At 64.7% G+C, this 16,548-nt stretch carries 18 protein-coding genes; 7 read left to right on the top strand and 11 right to left on the bottom strand.

From position 1 onward, the window contains the following. The first annotated feature begins 48 nt into the window (after positions 1 to 48). Positions 49 to 1,137: a CobW family GTP-binding protein gene (locus tag AC1Q6V_RS23050; RefSeq protein ID WP_010812282.1), complete on the top strand. Its 1,089-nt coding sequence runs from the start codon at positions 49 to 51 to the stop codon at positions 1,135 to 1,137. A gap of 33 nt (positions 1,138 to 1,170) precedes the next feature. Here the strand turns inward: AC1Q6V_RS23050 and AC1Q6V_RS23055 are convergent, their stop codons facing one another. Together AC1Q6V_RS23055 and AC1Q6V_RS23060 are read right to left on the bottom strand one after the other, a co-directional pair. After that, entirely contained in the window at positions 1,171 to 1,647 is a 477-nt protein-coding gene (locus AC1Q6V_RS23055) for a MaoC family dehydratase (protein WP_010812283.1), read from the bottom strand. Positions 1,648 to 1,701: 54 nt separating this feature from the next. Further along, a complete protein-coding gene (locus tag AC1Q6V_RS23060; protein WP_010812284.1) occupies positions 1,702 to 2,685 on the bottom strand; it encodes a tripartite tricarboxylate transporter substrate binding protein in 984 nt (327 codons plus the stop codon). 157 nt (positions 2,686 to 2,842) lie between these two features. Here AC1Q6V_RS23060 and AC1Q6V_RS23065 point away from each other — a divergent pair, with 157 nt between their 5' ends. Beyond that, entirely contained in the window at positions 2,843 to 3,745 is a 903-nt protein-coding gene (locus AC1Q6V_RS23065) for a LysR family transcriptional regulator (RefSeq protein ID WP_011616132.1), read from the top strand. Positions 3,746 to 3,875: 130 nt separating this feature from the next. Next, complete coding sequence (locus tag AC1Q6V_RS23070; protein WP_454750843.1) at positions 3,876 to 5,066, top strand: CaiB/BaiF CoA transferase family protein; 1,191 nt, start codon at positions 3,876 to 3,878, stop codon at positions 5,064 to 5,066. 38 nt (positions 5,067 to 5,104) lie between these two features. On the opposite strand, the gene AC1Q6V_RS23075 is transcribed toward AC1Q6V_RS23070, so the two are convergent. Beyond that, the gene (locus AC1Q6V_RS23075) at positions 5,105 to 6,112 is read right to left on the bottom strand and encodes an AraC family transcriptional regulator (protein ID WP_037023832.1); all 1,008 of its coding nucleotides are present in this window, start codon (positions 6,110 to 6,112) and stop codon (positions 5,105 to 5,107) included. A gap of 345 nt (positions 6,113 to 6,457) precedes the next feature. Here AC1Q6V_RS23075 and AC1Q6V_RS23080 point away from each other — a divergent pair, with 345 nt between their 5' ends. The 3 genes from AC1Q6V_RS23080 (at position 6,458) to AC1Q6V_RS23090 (ending at position 9,756) form a co-directional block, all read left to right on the top strand. After that, positions 6,458 to 7,807, top strand: a complete 1,350-nt coding sequence (locus AC1Q6V_RS23080) for a nucleobase:cation symporter-2 family protein (protein ID WP_439668317.1) — start codon at positions 6,458 to 6,460, stop codon at positions 7,805 to 7,807. A 3-nt stretch (positions 7,808 to 7,810) separates the two neighbouring features. Then, positions 7,811 to 9,217 carry an amidohydrolase family protein gene (locus AC1Q6V_RS23085; protein ID WP_058698054.1) on the top strand — a complete coding sequence of 469 codons (1,407 nt, stop codon included), beginning with the start codon at positions 7,811 to 7,813 and terminating at the stop codon, positions 9,215 to 9,217. Positions 9,218 to 9,576: 359 nt separating this feature from the next. After that, positions 9,577 to 9,756: a DUF1484 family protein gene (locus tag AC1Q6V_RS23090; RefSeq protein ID WP_037023834.1), complete on the top strand. Its 180-nt coding sequence runs from the start codon at positions 9,577 to 9,579 to the stop codon at positions 9,754 to 9,756. 69 nt (positions 9,757 to 9,825) lie between these two features. Here AC1Q6V_RS23090 and AC1Q6V_RS23095 read toward each other — a convergent pair whose 3' ends face one another. The 7 genes from AC1Q6V_RS23095 to AC1Q6V_RS23125 form a co-directional block, all read right to left on the bottom strand. Then, positions 9,826 to 10,248: a type II toxin-antitoxin system VapC family toxin gene (locus AC1Q6V_RS23095; RefSeq protein WP_010812291.1), complete on the bottom strand. Its 423-nt coding sequence runs from the start codon at positions 10,246 to 10,248 to the stop codon at positions 9,826 to 9,828. Further along, entirely contained in the window at positions 10,245 to 10,499 is a 255-nt protein-coding gene (locus tag AC1Q6V_RS23100; RefSeq protein ID WP_010812292.1) for a type II toxin-antitoxin system Phd/YefM family antitoxin, read from the bottom strand. Before AC1Q6V_RS23100 ends, AC1Q6V_RS23095 begins: the two co-directional genes overlap by 4 nt. 209 nt (positions 10,500 to 10,708) lie before the next feature. Further along, the gene (locus AC1Q6V_RS23105; protein ID WP_010812293.1) at positions 10,709 to 11,167 is read right to left on the bottom strand and encodes a DUF2846 domain-containing protein; all 459 of its coding nucleotides are present in this window, start codon (positions 11,165 to 11,167) and stop codon (positions 10,709 to 10,711) included. Continuing rightward, complete coding sequence (locus AC1Q6V_RS23110; RefSeq protein WP_010812294.1) at positions 11,164 to 11,571, bottom strand: hypothetical protein; 408 nt, start codon at positions 11,569 to 11,571, stop codon at positions 11,164 to 11,166. The genes AC1Q6V_RS23105 and AC1Q6V_RS23110 overlap by 4 nt, the downstream gene beginning before the upstream one ends. Positions 11,572 to 11,835: 264 nt before the next feature. Then, positions 11,836 to 12,840: a Bug family tripartite tricarboxylate transporter substrate binding protein gene (locus AC1Q6V_RS23115; protein WP_454750842.1), complete on the bottom strand. Its 1,005-nt coding sequence runs from the start codon at positions 12,838 to 12,840 to the stop codon at positions 11,836 to 11,838. A gap of 15 nt (positions 12,841 to 12,855) precedes the next feature. After that, positions 12,856 to 14,277, bottom strand: a complete 1,422-nt coding sequence (locus AC1Q6V_RS23120; protein ID WP_454750841.1) for an amidase family protein — start codon at positions 14,275 to 14,277, stop codon at positions 12,856 to 12,858. A 106-nt stretch (positions 14,278 to 14,383) separates the two neighbouring features. Next, entirely contained in the window at positions 14,384 to 15,160 is a 777-nt protein-coding gene (locus AC1Q6V_RS23125) for a FadR/GntR family transcriptional regulator (protein ID WP_010812297.1), read from the bottom strand. Positions 15,161 to 15,413: 253 nt separating this feature from the next. Here AC1Q6V_RS23125 and AC1Q6V_RS23130 point away from each other — a divergent pair, with 253 nt between their 5' ends. Continuing rightward, positions 15,414 to 15,737, top strand: coding sequence for a 2TM domain-containing protein (locus AC1Q6V_RS23130; protein WP_010812298.1), 324 nt, complete (start codon positions 15,414 to 15,416; stop codon positions 15,735 to 15,737). A 38-nt stretch (positions 15,738 to 15,775) separates the two neighbouring features. Here AC1Q6V_RS23130 and AC1Q6V_RS23135 read toward each other — a convergent pair whose 3' ends face one another. Continuing rightward, positions 15,776 to 16,537 (bottom strand): LytR/AlgR family response regulator transcription factor, encoded by a 762-nt coding sequence (locus tag AC1Q6V_RS23135; RefSeq protein ID WP_010812299.1) that lies wholly within the window; start codon positions 16,535 to 16,537, stop codon positions 15,776 to 15,778. Positions 16,538 to 16,548: the final 11 nt, after the last annotated feature.

A 16,548-nucleotide genomic window follows, 5' to 3' on the forward strand; every position in this document is an offset into this window, starting at 1 on the left:
CTTTCGCCCCGCGATAGCGGGGAACGCAGTACCCAATCAGGAGACAACATGAACGCACCTGCCGTCGCACAACAACCGCCCGTCCCGGTCACCATCCTTACCGGCTTCCTCGGCTCGGGCAAGACGACGCTGCTCAACCACATCCTGACGCAGAAGCATGGCCACCGCATCGCCGTGATCGAGAACGAGTTCGGCGAGGTCGATGTCGATTCCGACCTGGTGATGACCTCCGACGAAGAGATCTACCAGATGACCAACGGCTGCATCTGCTGCGTGGTCGATGTGCGCACCGACCTCGTGCGCATCCTGCAGAAGCTGCTGGAGCAGCCCGAGCGCTTCGACCATATCCTGGTCGAGACCAGCGGCCTGGCCGATCCCACGCCGGTGGCGGCCACCTTCTTCATGGACAACGAAGTCGCCAAGCAGGTCACGCTCGACGGCATCCTGACGCTGGTGGACGCGGTGCATATCGAGAGCCACCTCGATGATCCCCAACTGACCGGCTTCGACAACCAGGCCGTCGACCAGATCGTGGCGGCCGACCGCGTGATCCTCAACAAGACCGACCTGGTGAACGCCGCGCAGCTAGACAGGCTGGAGGCACGCATCCACCGCCTGAATGAGGGTGCGCAGATCCTGCGCTCAAACTTTGCGCAGGTGGACCTCGGCAAGATCCTCGGCATCGGCGGCTTTACCACGGGCACGATCCAGGCGGACGCGCACGCTGACCACCACGAACATGCGCACGACCACGACCATCACGACCACGTGTGCGACGAGCATTGCGACCACGTGCACGATGACGACGCGCACGGCCACCGCCACGATCCGTCGGTGACGTCCGTATCGCTGGTGTTCGACCAGCCGTTCGACCGCCAGCGCCTGGAGCACGGCCTGAAGGCACTGCTCGCGGCGCAAGGGGACGATGTGTTCCGGATGAAGGGGATCGTGGCCGTGGAGGGCGATGACCGCCGCTACGTGCTGCAAGCCGTGCACCGGCTGATGGATTTTCATCCCGCCGATGCGTGGGGCGCGGAGGCCGCGCAAAGCAAGTTCGTATTTATCGGCCGGCACCTCGACAAGCTGCGCTTGCAGACGCTGCTGAGGGTCTGCCTGCCCGTGGCCCAGGCAGCCTGACGGTCCTGACCGGCAGCGGAGGCTGACCTCCCGTCAGTCCCCGCTGCTGCCCGGCACACGCTTGCGCAGCAAGTACCTTTGCGTACCCTCCATGACGCAGACGTCGTTCTGGTTTCGCACCTCCGACCGCATCGCCAGCACGCCGGTCGTACGACCGGGAACCAGCTCGGTGACGGTGAGGCGGCAGTACAACGTATCGCCGACATAGACAGGCGCGAGGAAGCGGCTGCTCTGCTCGATAAAGCCCTTCAGGGACTCCTCGACCATATGGGGAAACAGGCCCGCCCCCGCGGCAGTCTGGATCACGACCTGGAAGCCGTGCGCCAGCATGTGCGGCATGCCGAGAGCACGGCAGTACTCGACGTCGTAGTGAACCGGATGGTTGTCCCCGCTTGCCAGCTGGAACGCCGCGAACAGCGCGTCGGTCATGGTGCGGGACGGCAGGTTGAAGTGCTCTCCGAGTTCGAAATCCTCAAAGTAGCGTTGCGGACAAAGTTGATAGGCGTTCATGGCTTCTCCGTATTCCTGATGGTTGGTTCCGGCGCTGGCCTGCGCGGGTTTCGCTCAGTCGGCTTTCATATTCGTGGCGACGGCCACCCGCTTCCACTTCTCCAGTTCCGCGCGCAGGAACTGGTCGAGCCCCGCTGGTGTAGGCTGCGTCTCCAGCTGCAATCCGAGTTCGAAGGCTTTGCTTTGCAGGGCGGGATCGCTGAGTGCATCGCCAAGTGTCGAGACCAGCTTCTGGACAACTGCCGACGGTGTTCGGGCTGGCACGAATACCGCGTTCCAGGTGTACGCCTCATAGCCTGACACGGCTTCCGCAATCGCCGGCGTCTCCCTGGTCTGCGGCAGGCGTTTTCCCATCGACGTTCCCAGCAATCGCACCGTTCCCGCGCGCACCTGCGCCAGCCCTGTCGGTGCGCTGTCGATCATGAATTCGACATGGCCACCGATAAGATCGGCCATGGCAGGCGCGCTCCCCCGATATGGGACGTGGACCGCTTTCGTTCCTGCCGTGTAGTTCAGCAGTTCCCCGGCGAGATGCGGGGCACTGCCAACTCCGGCTGAGCCATAGTTGACCTGGCCGGGACGCGACTTCAGATAAGCGAAGAATTCCGGCAGTGTTTTCGCCGGGACGCCCTTGTTCACGACCAGCACCAGCGGCGCACGAGCCGCCAGCCCGACTGGCGCAAAGTCCTCGATCGTGCGATACGGCAGGCTGGCGTGAATGCTTGGGTTCACGGCATGCGCGACAGTGGTCAGCAGCAACGTATAGCCGTCCGGTGCCGCTTTCGCCGCGAGCTCGGTGCCGACTATCGTGCCGGCCCCCGACTTGTTCTCGACAACCACCGAGGTGTTCAGCTTGCGGCCCCAGCTTGCAGCCAGCGATCGGGCGAAGGTGTCCGTCGGCCCGCCAGCGGGGTACGGAACGATGAGTCGGACAGGCCGCACCGGGTAGTCTGTCTGCGCCACTGACGGGGACGCCCAGGCCAGGAGTGTCGCGGCGCTGCCCAGCGCGCTGGCGATCCTGCGGAAGAATATAGTCATGTTGGTCTCCGATTATTTCTCGCATAGCACAGCGGTAGCTGCCGTGACGAGCCGAAATATAGAATCGGACCCTGCAAGGACACCAGTCGAAAGCTCCTGGGGTGTCGTTAGAATTCCTCTAAACATCCCCAGGAACTGTCGGGCAACGGAGACAAGCGTGCGTTTCGAACTCACCGATCTGCGAGTATTCCTCGCCATTGCGCAGGCCAAGAGCGTGACGGCAGGAGCGTCAGATATGCATTTGACGGCGCCTTCGGCCAGCTACCGCCTCAAGAACCTCGAACAGGCGATGGGCGTCCCGTTGTTCAACAGGACGCAGAAGGGCATGGCCCTGACGCCGGCGGGCGAGACGGTACAGCACTATGCCGAGGCGATCATGGAGAACGTCGAACGCTTGCAGTCGGACATGCGGCGCCATACCGACGGCATTGAAGGGCATATCCGTGTCTACGCGAACAGCAGCACCATGGCCAGCCTGCCCGCGGCGCTTAGCCGGTTCCTGGCGGCGTACCCGAACGTCAATGTCGACCTGGAGGAGCACCTCAGCGAGGACAGCGTGCGGGCAGTGATCGAGGACCGGGCGGACGTCGGACTGGTGGCCGGCGCGATCGATATGCGGGGCCTGGAGTTCATTCGATATGGCGTCGATGAGTTGATGTTCGTGGTTCCGGCACGCCACCCGTCCGGGCTGCTCGACAAGATGTCCCTTGCACAGGCATTGGCTTACGACCTGGTATCCGTCGGCAGCAAGAGCAGCAATTTCCTCTTCCTCAATGACATGGCCGCGCGTGCCGGCATCAAGCCACGCGTTCGCGTGCATGCACCCGACTTTGCCGCGGCCATGCGTTGCGTACAGGAAGGCGCCGGCATCTCCCTCGTGCCACGTTCCGTAGCGGGCCCCCTGATTGAGCAAGGGGTGGTGGAAGGGGTCACCCTGGATGAGCCATGGGCCCGGCGCGAGCAGCGGATTGTCGTGCGGAGCCAGAAGGCGCTCCCGGCCTATACGCGGGACTTTATCCGGTATGTCGCCGAATGGGGCGCACCGGACGCTGCGCCCTAAGGGCAGGCATGCGGCCAGTTTCGAAGACTTCGAAGCCGCCTTAGGAATTCTCGACTGTTCGGGGGAAGAGGACCATTCCTATACTTTGTCGTCCGGCCCGTGTGCCGCCAGGCCCCTTCATTCTCCCTCCATGAAACCCAGCCTACGCCCCCTTGATGGCATCACCGTTCTGGCGCTTGAGCACGCTGTAGCGGCGCCCTTCGCCAGCCGCCAGCTCGCCGATCTCGGCGCCCGCGTCATCAAGGTGGAACGCCCGCTCGTTGGCGATTTCGCCCGCGACTATGACCATTCCGTGCACGGCCAGTCGTCGTTCTTTGTCTGGGCAAATCGCGGCAAGGAAAGCCTCACGCTGGATCTCAAGAAGCCCGAGGCCAAGGCGATCGTGCACAAGCTGCTCGCCGAAGCGGACGTGTTCATCCAGAACCTGGCGCCGGGAGCCGCCCAACGCATGGGACTGGACTTCGAGTCATTGCATGCTGACTATCCTGAGCTGATCGTCTGCGATATCTCAGGGTATGGTGACAGCGGGCCATACCGCGACAAGAAGGCTTATGACCTGTTGATCCAGGCCGCTGCGGGCCTGATCTCGGTAAGCGGTACGGAAGCTGCGCCGTCGCGCACCGGCATTTCCATCGCGGACATTGCCGCTGGCATGTACGCCTATACCGGCATCCTGTCCGCCTTGCTGCAACGCGCACGGACTGGCGCCGGCCTCCGGGTTGAAGTCACCATGCTCGAGGCGTTGAGCGAATGGATGTCATATCCCCTGAACTTTGCTCACTATGGCGGCACGCCGCCGGCACGCAACGGCGTTGCGCATCCGGGTATCGCCCCCTATGGCCAGTACCAGACCGGCGATGGGGCCAGCGTCATCTTCGGGCTGCAGAACGAACGGGAATGGCAGCGGTTCTGCTCCGAGGTGCTGGAGGACCCGGCCCTGGCGGCAGATGACCGCTTTAACTCCAATCTCCAACGCGTCGCCAATCGCGCGGCGCTGGACCAGGAGATCGCCAGTCATCTCCGCTCCATGACCGGGGAACAGCTGGTCAAACGTCTCGATCGCGGGGGCATTGCCAACTCGCCCCTGAACGACATGCATGATGTTTGGCAGCACGCGCAATTTGCCGCACGCAATCGCTGGCGGGAAGTCCAGACGCCGGGTGGCGCCATCCAGGCACTTCTGCCGCCGGCTACGCTGTCGGGCGTACCGGCTTCCATGGGGAATGTTCCGGCAGTCGGCGAGCACTCTGCTTCTGTCCTGAAGTCGCTCGGCATGAACGAGGCAGAGATCGAGGCACTGGCGGCGGCGGGCACGATCTGAGTGCTGAAGGTCCTGAGCAACAGGGGGCCGGCTCGCCGTCAGCCCCCCTGCTGCGCTGCCGCCCGCAAGGTCTGCGACGGCAGCTCGCCAAACTCGCGCCGGTACTCGCGCGAGAACAGGCTCAGGTGCGTAAAGCCGTGCCGCAGCGCAATCGCGCTGACCATCCCCTTCTGTTGCCGCGCCCGTTGCAGATCGGCGCGTGCGCCATGCAGGCGCAGCAGACGCAGGTACTCCATCGGCGTGGTGTTCTTGCTCTTGCGAAAACCCAGTTGCAAGGTGCGCGCCGATACGCCGCAATGTGCGGCGATCTGCTCCAGCGTCAGCGGCTGTTCAAGATTGGCGCGCAGGTAGGCGATGGCATTGCGCACATAGTCAGGCAGCACCGCCTCGAACCGGCGCGGCAGCATATTGCCGTCCGCGGCAAAGCGGTCGAGCAGCAGTGTCGACAGCACGATGCGCTCGATGCTGCCGTCCACCGCCGGCACGCCGCTGCCTTCGCGCCGCACCCGCGTTTCCGCGCGCAGGTAGCTCACCAGCGCCTGCCAGCGCGCGGCGCGGCCATCGTCCGCCACCGGCTGCATGTCGAATTCAATCGGCACCGGCGGCTCGAAGCTGAACTGCTGGCGGAACGCCTCGTCGATCAGCTGCCGGCGGATCACCACGCTGAAGCGCTCGCAGCCAGGGTCCAGCGACAACGTGGCCGGCACGGTGGGCGAGAACACAAAGGTCGCACCCGGCGGCATCAGCATCGCACCGCGCGGGGTCTCCACGCGGCACGTACCCGCCAGCACGGTCTGGATCACGAACTCATCCTTGTTCGGCTGCGGCTCGATCTGCACTGCCTGGTTGTAGGCAATGGTGACCAGCGTCAGCCGGCCGATGGTGCTGGTGTCGATACGGGCATCGAGCGCCGCATCGGCCTCCGTCGCGCGCAGCCGCGTGGGACCGAACACGCGGCCGGACAGAGACTGGATGCGGTCGAGGTCACCGCCGCGGCTGACTGGCGAGCGGGAGGCAGCAGCAGACCATCCTGCGGTGGGTGACATGGCGTTGGGAAAATGGTGGAAAGCGCCGGGAATACGTCTTCGCTTCCAGCGCATTCGGATAGCAATGAAGAAGCGCATCCATCCTATGACCACCCCCGCCCTCACGCAACCCAAGGGAAACCCCTGATGCCCCGGGCGCGCATTTTGCAAGCGCGATTGCGGCCCGGTGCCAGGGCCTTCGCAATAGCGCTATGACGGCATGCCGTGCATCACTACTGTGCAAGGCATGCGTCGGCCATGCGCCGCGCATGGCACCGTGACGGACCGAGCCCGGCAACCAACAGACCGGGCCAGCCGCCGCCGGCATGGCGCACTTTCCCCCAGCACGCGGCAGGAGACAACATCATGCAAGCAGCGGTTCACCCCGTCGACCAGGTCCTGCCGGCACGCGCCATGGCGACGCTCGGCTTCCAGCACATGCTGGTCAGTTATCTCGGTGCCATCGCCGTGCCGATGATCGTGGCCGGCGCGCTCAAGATGACGCCGGCGCAGACCACCATGCTGATCAGCACCGCGCTGTTCACCTCCGGCATCGCCACCCTGCTGCAGACCGTCGGCTTCTGGAAGTTCGGCGTGCGCCTGCCGCTGATGCAGGGCGTTGCATTCAGTTCAGTGGGCCCCGTCATCGCCATCGGCACCGATCCGTCGCTGGGCTTCAACGGCGTCTGCGGCGCCATCATCGCCGCGGGCGTAATCGCGATGTTCCTTGCGCCCATCATCGGCAAGCTCAAGCGCTTCTTCCCGCCGGTGGTTAGCGGTTGCACCATCACCGCGGTGGGCCTGTCGCTGTTCCCGGTTTCGTTTCACTGGTTTGGAGGCGGAAGGGGGGCGTCGGATTTCGGCGCCCCCATTTTTTTCATCGTTGCCTTCGGCGTGGTGGCGCTGATCCTGTTCATCAACCGGCACGGCAGCGAGCTGATCCGCAACCTGTCCGTCGTGATCGGCCTGCTGGTCGGCGGCGCGGTGGCGTGGATGCTGGGCATGGGCAGCTTCGACGAAGTTGCGCGCGCACCGTGGTTCACCATGGTGACGCCGTTTGCCTTCGGCATGCCCACCTTCAACGTGGGCGCCATCACCACCATGGTGATCGTGATGGTGGTGCAGATGGTGGAATCGATGGGCCTGTTCATCGCCGTCGGCGATATCGTCAAGCGCCCCCTGACCGAGCGCGATGCCACCCGCGGCCTGCGTGCCAACGGCCTGGCCAGCGCCATCGGCGGCATGTTCGCGGCGTTCCCGTATATCGCCTTCATGGAGAACGTGGGCCTGGTCATCGTCACCGGGGTGCGCAGCCGCTGGGTAGTGGCCACCTGCGGCGCGATGCTGTGCGCCGTGGCGCTGGTGCCCAAGATCGGCGCCCTGTTTGCCTCGATCCCGGCCGCGGCGCTGGGCGGTGCAACCATGGTCATGTTCGGCGTAGTCGTGGCCGCCGGCATCAAGACGCTGGGAGAGGTCGAATACGACCGCAATCCCAACAACCTCTCCATCGTCTCCATCACGCTCGGCTGCGCGATGATGCCCGTGATGCTGCCCGGCATGCTGGAGAAGCTGCCCGGCTTCCTGCAGCCCTTTGTCCACAGCAGCGTGATCATCGCCTGCGTGGTCTCTGTGCTGCTCAACCTGATTCTCAACGGCGTGCCCGCCCGTGAAGCCGACGAGCTGCCCGCCAGTGCCGACAACGTCCAAGGGGTCTGAAACATGGTGCAGAACACCAACGCCACCAGCGCCGCGCCCGCCGGCGGCCTTCTGATCCGCAACGCCGCCGCCGTGATGACCGGCCGCACCGGCAATGCCGCGCGAGCGGGCGCCGCCGACATCCGCATCCGCGACGGCCGCATCGCCGAGATCGGTGCAGTCCTGCCGCGCCACGACGACGAGGCTGTGCTGGACGCCACCGGTTGCGTGGTCTACCCGGGCTGGGTCAACACCCACCACCACCTGTTCCAGAACCTGCTCAAGGCCGTGCCCAGCGGCATGAACGTGGGGCTGGAGCAATGGCTGGCCTCCGTCGCCTACCCGCGCCTGGCGCGCTTCACGCCGGAGATCTTTCGTACCGCCGTGCGACTGGGCATGGCCGAACTGCTGCTGTCCGGCACCACCACCTGCGCCGATCACCACTACCTGTATCACCACGGCCATGGGGCGGAGACCGGGGACGTGCTGTTCGAGGTAGCGGAAGAGCTTGGCATGCGCCTGGTGCTGTGCCGCGGCGGCGCCATCCAGTCAGCCTCCGATCATCCGGGTATGCGCGCCACCGCGCTGGTGCCCGAGACGCTGGACGAGATGCTGGCCGATATCGAGCGACTGAAGGCGCGCTATCACGACGCTTCGGCCGATGGCCTGCGCCGCGTAGTGGTCGCACCAACGACGCCAACCTTTTCGCTGCCCCCCGCACTGCTGCGCGAGCTGGCCGCCTTCGGGCGCGGCATGGACCTGCGGCTGCATTCGCACCTGTCGGAGACCGACAACTACGTGAAGTTCTGCCGCGAGAAGTACCAGTGCACGCCGGTGCAGTTCGTGGCCGACCACGACTGGCTGGGGCCGGACGTCTGGTTCGCGCACCTGGTCACCGTGAATCCCGAAGAGATCCGAATGCTCGCCGTAACCAACACCGGCATGGCGCACTGCCCCGTCAGCAATGCGCGGCTCGGCAGCGGCATTGCGCCAGTGCGCGCGATGGCCGATGCGGGCGTGCCGATTTCACTGGGCGTGGATGGAGTGGCGTCCAATGAATCGGGCAGCATGGTGCATGAGGCCAATTTCGCGTGGCTGGTGCACCGGGCGCTGGGCGGGGCCGCGCAAACCCGCGTGGAGGAAGTCATCCACTGGGGTACCGCAGGCGGTGCGCAGGTGCTGGGGCTGCCGGGTATCGGCACGCTCGCGCCAGGGCAGTCTGCCGACCTGGCGATCTATGACGTCAGCGGGCTGCGGTTCCATGGCTTCCATGACATCGGCACTGCGCCTGTGGCGGCTGGCGAGCCTACGCCGGTGCGGGATGTGCTGGTGCGCGGGCGGCACGTGGTGCGTGATGGCGCGATCGTGGGGCTGGATCTGGAGAAGCTGCGCCGGGAGGCGCGGGAGGCATTGGCGACGCTGGTGGATTGAGGCGAGTGGTTTAGGCGTTTGGCTATTTGCTGGCGGGCGTGGCTCGGGCAGGATGCGGCGTCCGTGTAGGAATGCGAAGTGTCTTATCGAGTTGTTGGCTCTGACGCGTGAGACTGACACGGTCATCGCACACAACGGTGACCGGGTGTGGAAACCCGAATGTCAGCAGCCGGACGGTCGTCCCTGACGACCGTTCTTGCCTATACGGGCAAGCCATCTATGGCGGGCCGGATGAGGCAGCCGCAAGGCTGACCGGCAATGGCTGTGGCACCGGTTTCCACCCTCGTCGTCAGGCCCGCCGCCCTTCCCTAACGTCGTGCGGCGGACCTTCACTCAACGATAGGAGGTCCTAGTCGGAAATCGATCTATCCACGGCGCGGTACAGCCTTCAGTCAGTCTCGGCTGGTATGGATGGTGTGCTTACCCTGCTGGAACAGCAGAGTGTGCAATTCGAGGGCTGCTTTAGTGCATTTTGCTTGTTGGGGCTGGTGAAGGCGCAGCTGGAGAGTGTGTTGGCGGATGAGCTGCCTGCGTCTTAACGGGGATGGCTTCCCGGCTTGATGACTGTGACGTCGGGAAGCTCCTTGGGAAAAGACGGCGGCTCACGATCAGGCGTCCCAAGGGTTCAGGACGCTCACGCCAGTTGCCATGAAGTCGGCGACATTTTGTGTAACGACGGTCATTCCATGCACGATTGCTGTTGCGGCAATCAACGCATCCCGCTCCGATTGCCGGTCTGGTACGTGCAGCCGAGCGCAACGCAGGGCCACGGCGGTATCAATGGGCAAAACGCGGCCTGCGAATTCGGGCAATACATGGTGGTCCAGCCACGCCCGCAGCAGCGCACCTTGGCGGGCATCCCGCCGCTCGATTTGCAAGACACCGGTTTCCAGTTCCATGATGGTGACCGCCGACACAAAGAGCCAAGCTGCATCAACGCTGGCAGACCACGCTGCAACGTTTGCATCAGCCTTACCGGCTCGGACCTTGCGCAGTTCGGAAACGACATTGGTATCGAGCACGAACATCATGTGAGATCAGCGGGCCGGAATTTGATGTTGGCACGTGGCGGATTGAACTCGATGTCCTCAATGCCGGGCATCGCGAGTGCATCTGCAATATTGCGACGCTGCTGGGTGAGCCTCTGATATTCCTCGAAGCTCAACAGCACATGCGCCGGTTTGCCGCGGTCCGTGATGAAGACCGGACCGTCCTTCGTCGCCTTCTTGGCTTTTGTCACGTCCTGATTGAGTTCTCGGCTCGATAGGGTTGTGATCGTCATGATGACCCTCCTAGCAACTTCAATGTAGTTACGTTACTACAATGAAAAGGGTGGCGCAACCCTGCTTTGCCAACATCACGAGGAGGTGCCCCGCCTACGTTGATAGGCCCGCGCTGAGCCGCAAGCCATGCGGAATTCCGATGCGTCAATTGACGACGCACCGGCGTCGTCAACGCGACTCAGCCTGCAACGCGGCTGAATCAATCCGCTTACTTCGCCGCAGTCTTCACCTGGTCCCCCGTGTAGCTCAGCGACGCCAGCTCTTCCTTCGCCTTCTCCGGCGTTTCCAGCTCCAGCACCACGCGGCCCACCATCAGCCCCAGCGACGGCGAGCTGCGCACGTACTTGGTCTCGCCGGCATCCAGCACGAAGCTGAGTGTCTTCTCGGTTTCGGTCGAGGCCGCCGCGACATACTTGCCAGCCGTGCGGTCCACGAAGAAGAAACCGCCGGGCTTGGATTCGCCAACGACCTGGCTATTCAGGCGGATATCCGGCTGGATGGCCGCCCCGAACATCGACGCCGAACGCAGGAAATAAATCCGACCCTCGCCCGGCTTCAGCGTGGGCATCGATGCCGCCATCTCGGCGTGCTTCACGCCCGAAGCGCATCCCGCCAGCAGCGATGACACCGCCAGTCCGGCGATCAGCATGCGCGCAACCCGTTTCATTCCGATTCTCCCAAGTTCAAAGGTACTGCTGTCGTTAGCGGGGAGTAGTTCTGCTCCCCAGGCAGATAGAAGCCCACCAGCGTCTTGTTGCGGACGACCAGGTAGGCCTCATGAACGTGGCGGCCCTCGATTGTGAGAATGGTGCCGATGGGGCGGTAGACATCGCCTTGCGGGAGGCGCCCGACCTGCGACCAGGTCGACCTGGCAGCGAGGTCTCGGGAATAGCCGGTGTCGAGCTTGACCTGCGCCGGCGCCAGAAGCTGGACGCGCTTGGCCGTGGCGGCTGGCTGCATGAGCTCCACCGTTGCCGGGGTGGTCGCGATCATCGGGGCGCAGGCGGAGAGTGCCAGGCCAAAGCCTGTGGCGAGCCACAGGCGGCGGGCGCGGAAAGAGAAGGAGGTCATGGCTGGATACGCTCGGGTGTATGGCTCGCAGCCTGAGCGGCTGCGAGCCACAGCAATTGCGCCAGTCGGCACGATGCGGCGCCATTGGCACTTTCCCTTGGCGCCGCCCAGGTTGTCTTCTGAGGCTAATTACGACACTGGGACAGACATGCTTAATACAAAGCGGCACCCTACAGGAGGAGGGTGCCGCGGGAATTCTCCAGCAAGCTGACACAAATGGAAATCGTCTCCAGCCGAGTTTGGGGTGCGGCTACGAAATTCCTCTCAATCCCCCTTGAAACCCGACGCCTTGATCACCGGCGTCCACCGTGCCGAAAGCGCGCTCGCATACCTGGCAACCTCATCAGCAGTGCCGCCCGGCAAGATGTCATAGCCAGCGCGCGCGAGCTTTTCGCGCACATCCGGCATGGCCAGCACCTTGCGCACGGCCTGATACCACTGCGTGGTCACGTCGGGCGGCGTGTTGGCGCGGACATAAAGCAGGTAGCGCGACGAGGTCACCAGGTTGGGGAAACCAGACTCCGCAAACGTAGGCACATCCGGCAAGGCATCGGCGCGCTTTTCCCCTGCCACGGCCAGCACGCGGAGCTTGCCGCCGCGATGCAGTTCGGTGAAGCTCGTGATGGCGTCCATGCCCGCCGCGACCTGGTTACCCATTATTTCCGTCACCATCGCCGCGCCACCGCGATACGGTACCAGCGTACTGCCGGTGCGCGACTGGCTGACGAACTCCACGGCAAGGAAATGCAGCAGCGAGCCAACCGTGCTGATGCCGATCGAATAGTCAGCCGGCTTGGCCCTGGCGGCCTTGACGAAGTCGGCCAGTGTCTTGATGGGTGAGCTGGCGCTGACTGCAATGCCGAACTGGACGCCCGTCACATCGGTGATCGCCGTGAAGTCGGTGGCGGGGTTGAAGCGCATATTGCTGTAGATCAGCGGCCCGATGAACATCGGATCGACAGGTGCCAGCAGCACGGTGGTGCCGTCGGCCGGGGCGTTCTTCAGCACTTCGGCCGCCACGCGCGTCCCGGCACCGGGGCGGTTGTCGACGATGACGGTACGGCCCATGGCATCTTTCAGCTTCTCGGACAGCAGGCGGCCCATGTAGTCGGCCGGCCCTCCCGGCGGAAACGGCACGATGATGCGCGATACGGACTGCCCCCATGCGGCCCTGGAGAGCAGGCCACCGGTACACAGAGCGGCGGCGGTGCCGGCCAGCATGGCGCGGCGCGACAGCCGTGGGGCGTAAGCAGGTTTGCGTTCGTTCATGGGAAGCTCCTGGGTCTAGATGCCGGTTTGCAGGTCGGTGTAAGGGGTAAAACGCGCCGCGTCCTCAATGGCCTGGCCGGCGCGCAGCAACAGGTCTTCGCGGAAGCGCCATGCCATCAGCTGCACGCCGACCGGCACGCCGCCGGCCATGCCAGTCGGCACGGACAGCCCCGGCATGCCGAGCATCGCTGTTGCCAGCATGGGGCTCTGTGCGTCCAGCAAGGCCCGGTTCTCTTCGGGCGTGCGGGTATCCGCGTCTTGCACGCTCGGGCGCTGCCACGACACCGGCATCAGCACCAGCGGATACGTTTGCATGAACAGCGACCAGTTGCGTGCGATCGCCTGGCGGCGTGCCAGGGCATCGAGAAAGCCATCGCGGTCGGTCTCCTGCATCCCGTCCAGCATGTTGCGCTGGCTTTGCCGCATGGCCTCGTCGCCATGCTGGTCAACGCCTGCGATGATGTTGCGGCGGCTGTCGTCGACCGTCAGCGTGCGCCACAGCGCTGCCGCTTCCAGGAAGTCAGGCAGGCTGGCTTCTTCGACGGCGTAGCCCGCTTGCTGCAGCCATTGCCCGGCACTGTCCAGCGCCGCGCTGACCGCGGGGTCGACGGGAACGCCCGGACACCGCCGGAACAGCGCCACGCGTATCGGTCCCGGCGGCAGCGGCAGTTCCAGCGGCACCGGCACCCATGCCGGGTCGCGCCCGTCATAGCGGGCCATGGCGTGGTAGCCGAGCCGCAGGTCGGCAATGCTGCGCGCAAGCGGCCCCTGCACGGACATGAGTTGTGGCGTGATGCTGCGCTCGGCAGTGGCCGACGGGTTGTACGCGGGCACCCGCCCGGTCGTCGGCCGCAAGCCGGCGACACCGCAGGCATAGGCCGGATAGCGAATGGAGCCGCCGATGTCATTGCCATGCGCCAGCGCCCCCATGCCGGAAGCGACCGCGGACGCGGCACCGCCGCTGGAGCCGCCGGGGGTGATATCCGCATCCCACGGGTTCAGCGTGCGCCCGTGCAGGCCGTTGTCGGTAAACCAGCGCGAGGAATAGGTAGCCGTATTGCTGCGCCCGACGATGATGGCCCCGGCACTACGCAGGTTCGCAACCACGGGGGCATCCTCACGCGCAATGTTGTGCTTCAGCGGGATCACGCCGTTGGTGGTGGCATGGCCTGCCTGGTCGACATTGATCTTGATCGTGACCGGCACGCCATGGAGCGGCCCCAGCTCTGCGCCCTCAGCGACCTGGCGGTCCGCGGCATCCGCGCTGGCCAGCGCCTCTTCTGCCAGCACCTCCGGCAACGCATTCAGGCGAGGGTTAAGGGCATCGATGCGGGCCAGCACGCTGGCCGTGACCTCGCGGCAGGAAATCTCGCGCCGCCGCACGGCATCGGCAATATCGACAGCGCTCCAGCGCCAAAGCAATTCAGCAGGTTTCACGTCAAGGCTCCCAGGATTCAGGCAATAGGAATCCCACCCGCCGTGTCGGATGCGACGATGGCGGTTGGGTGTGCAGAAAAAAGGGGGACGCTAGCGCGTCAGGGGATCAGTCGACCGGGCTCATCAGCAAGCTCCCGCGGTCCACGCGGGATTCGGCTTCCAGGGCCAGGGATTCGGCATGCTCCATGTGCTCCTGCATCAGGGCACGCGCACGCTCCGGGTCACGCGACCGGAAGGCTTCAATCAGCGCGTTGTGGCTGTGGAAGATCTCTTCATCAAAGTCGTCGAAATCATCCTGCGCATTCCGGACCACGATGACGCGGCGGATGATGTCGTTGAGCAGGCGACAGAACAACGCCAGCATCGGGCTGCTGCAGGCATCGGCCAGGCGGTCGTGGAACAGCAGGTCGGCCTCGCGCCTCTCGTTCCAGTCCGTGCTGCCGCCATGTTCCGGGTGGCTCAGCCCGATCAGCGCTTCGAGATCGGCGATGTCGGCATCGGTCAGGCGCAAGGCGGCGTTGGCGGCCAGCTCCGGCTCAACCGCGCGGCGCAGGGCGTACAGCGTGACGATGTCGACCGACTGGAAGTACAGGAAGTTGGACACTGCCTCCAGGCATCGCTCATAAGGCGGCTGCGTCAGCGTGGCACCGCCGTTTGGCCCCGTGCTGACCTTGACCAGCCCCTGCGCCTGCAGCGAGGCAAGCGCCTCACGCACCGTCCCGCGTGCGACGCCCATCTGTTCGATCAACGCTGCTTCCTGCGGCAGCTTGTCTCCGACCTTCTGGTGCGTCTGCACGATCCAGCGCTTGATATCGTTGACCACCTGGTCCGAGCGCTTCACGCGTTTGCTGCCCTCTATCTGCGGGGTCGGCTTGGAATCCATCGCTTCGTATTTATGATCATAATTACTATGATTATGGTGAAGGACTGGGCTTTTCCTATGCGGGTATTCCCGGCGAGACGGGTCAAGAGCTGCAACAAGTCGGGGGTCATGGAGGGTCGGACCCGCCGACATTCGCGCGATCCGCGCGCCCACCGGCGAACGAAATCCGTCGATTCGGCCCTTGGGCCTGGAGCGGCGCTTTGCAATGGCCTATACCTGACGCAAGCCAACCATCTTGATCACGGGGTATCCCATGCACCACGCCTTCCCGCCCAACGACGACCCCAACGCCATGGCCTACTGGCGCGCGCGCCGCATGGTGCACGCCCTGCGCGGCTGGTACATCCACCTGCTGGTCTACGCTGTCGTCAACGGCTGGCTGTGGTTCCGCTTCTTCTACTTTCCGTCGCCGCGGTGGTCGCATTACGCCGCCACCGGCTGGCCATGGCCGCTGACCACCACCCTGGCCTGGGGCCTGGCGCTGACCGTGCATGGGTTGCTGGTATGGATGCGGCTGTCGCGCCGCGGGCGTGACTGGGAACAGCGCAAGATCCAGGAATTCATGGATCGCAAGTGAATCCCTCAGCCGGCGGCGCAGTGGCGCCGCCGACCGCCTTACATCTGCCGGAAGCGGTGCATGTAGGCGCGCGATACCGGCAGTTCGGCTTCGCTGTCACGCATCCGGACAAAGAGCCGCCCTGCCTCATCGCGGCGCGTTCCGGCCACGTATTCCATGTTGACGATGGACGAGCGGTGGATCTGCCAGAACACCTCGGGATCGAGGCCGGCGATCAACTCCGCCAGCGGCGTGCGGATCAGGTGCTCGCCATCGCGGGTATGCACGACCACGTACTTGTCGTCGCTCTGGAAGTACATCACTTCCTGGATCGGCACGTGGCTGGTGGTATTGCCACGGCTGGCGCGTACCCAGCGCAACTGGCCGCCGCTTTCCGCGCGCGGCTGGGCGCGTGTGAGCTGGCTGAGTAGCTGTGCCAGTTCCGGCAAAGGCGCCGCTTCCTGCAACGCCTTGCGCAGCCGCTCGATGGTGCGGCCGAGCCGTTCCTCGCTGACCGGCTTGACCAGGTAATCGACGGCCGCGCGCTCGAACGCATCGAGCGCGAATTCATCATAGGCCGTAACGAACACCAGCCGCGTATCGGTTTCAATCCCTTGCGCCACCTCCAGGCCGGACAGGCCGGGCATCTTGATGTCGAGGAAGGCTACGCTCGGCGACAACCGTGCGATGGCGTCGGCGGCTTCGATGCCGTTGGTCGCCTCGGCAACGATCTGCAGTTCTGGCCAATGGCGTTGCAGCTTGCTGCGCAGATATGCGCGCAGGTGCTCTTCGTCGTCGGCAATCAGGGCGGTGGGCGTCATGGGCGTCTCCG

Source organism: Cupriavidus sp. GW823-FHT07B10 (assembly GCF_058794355.1).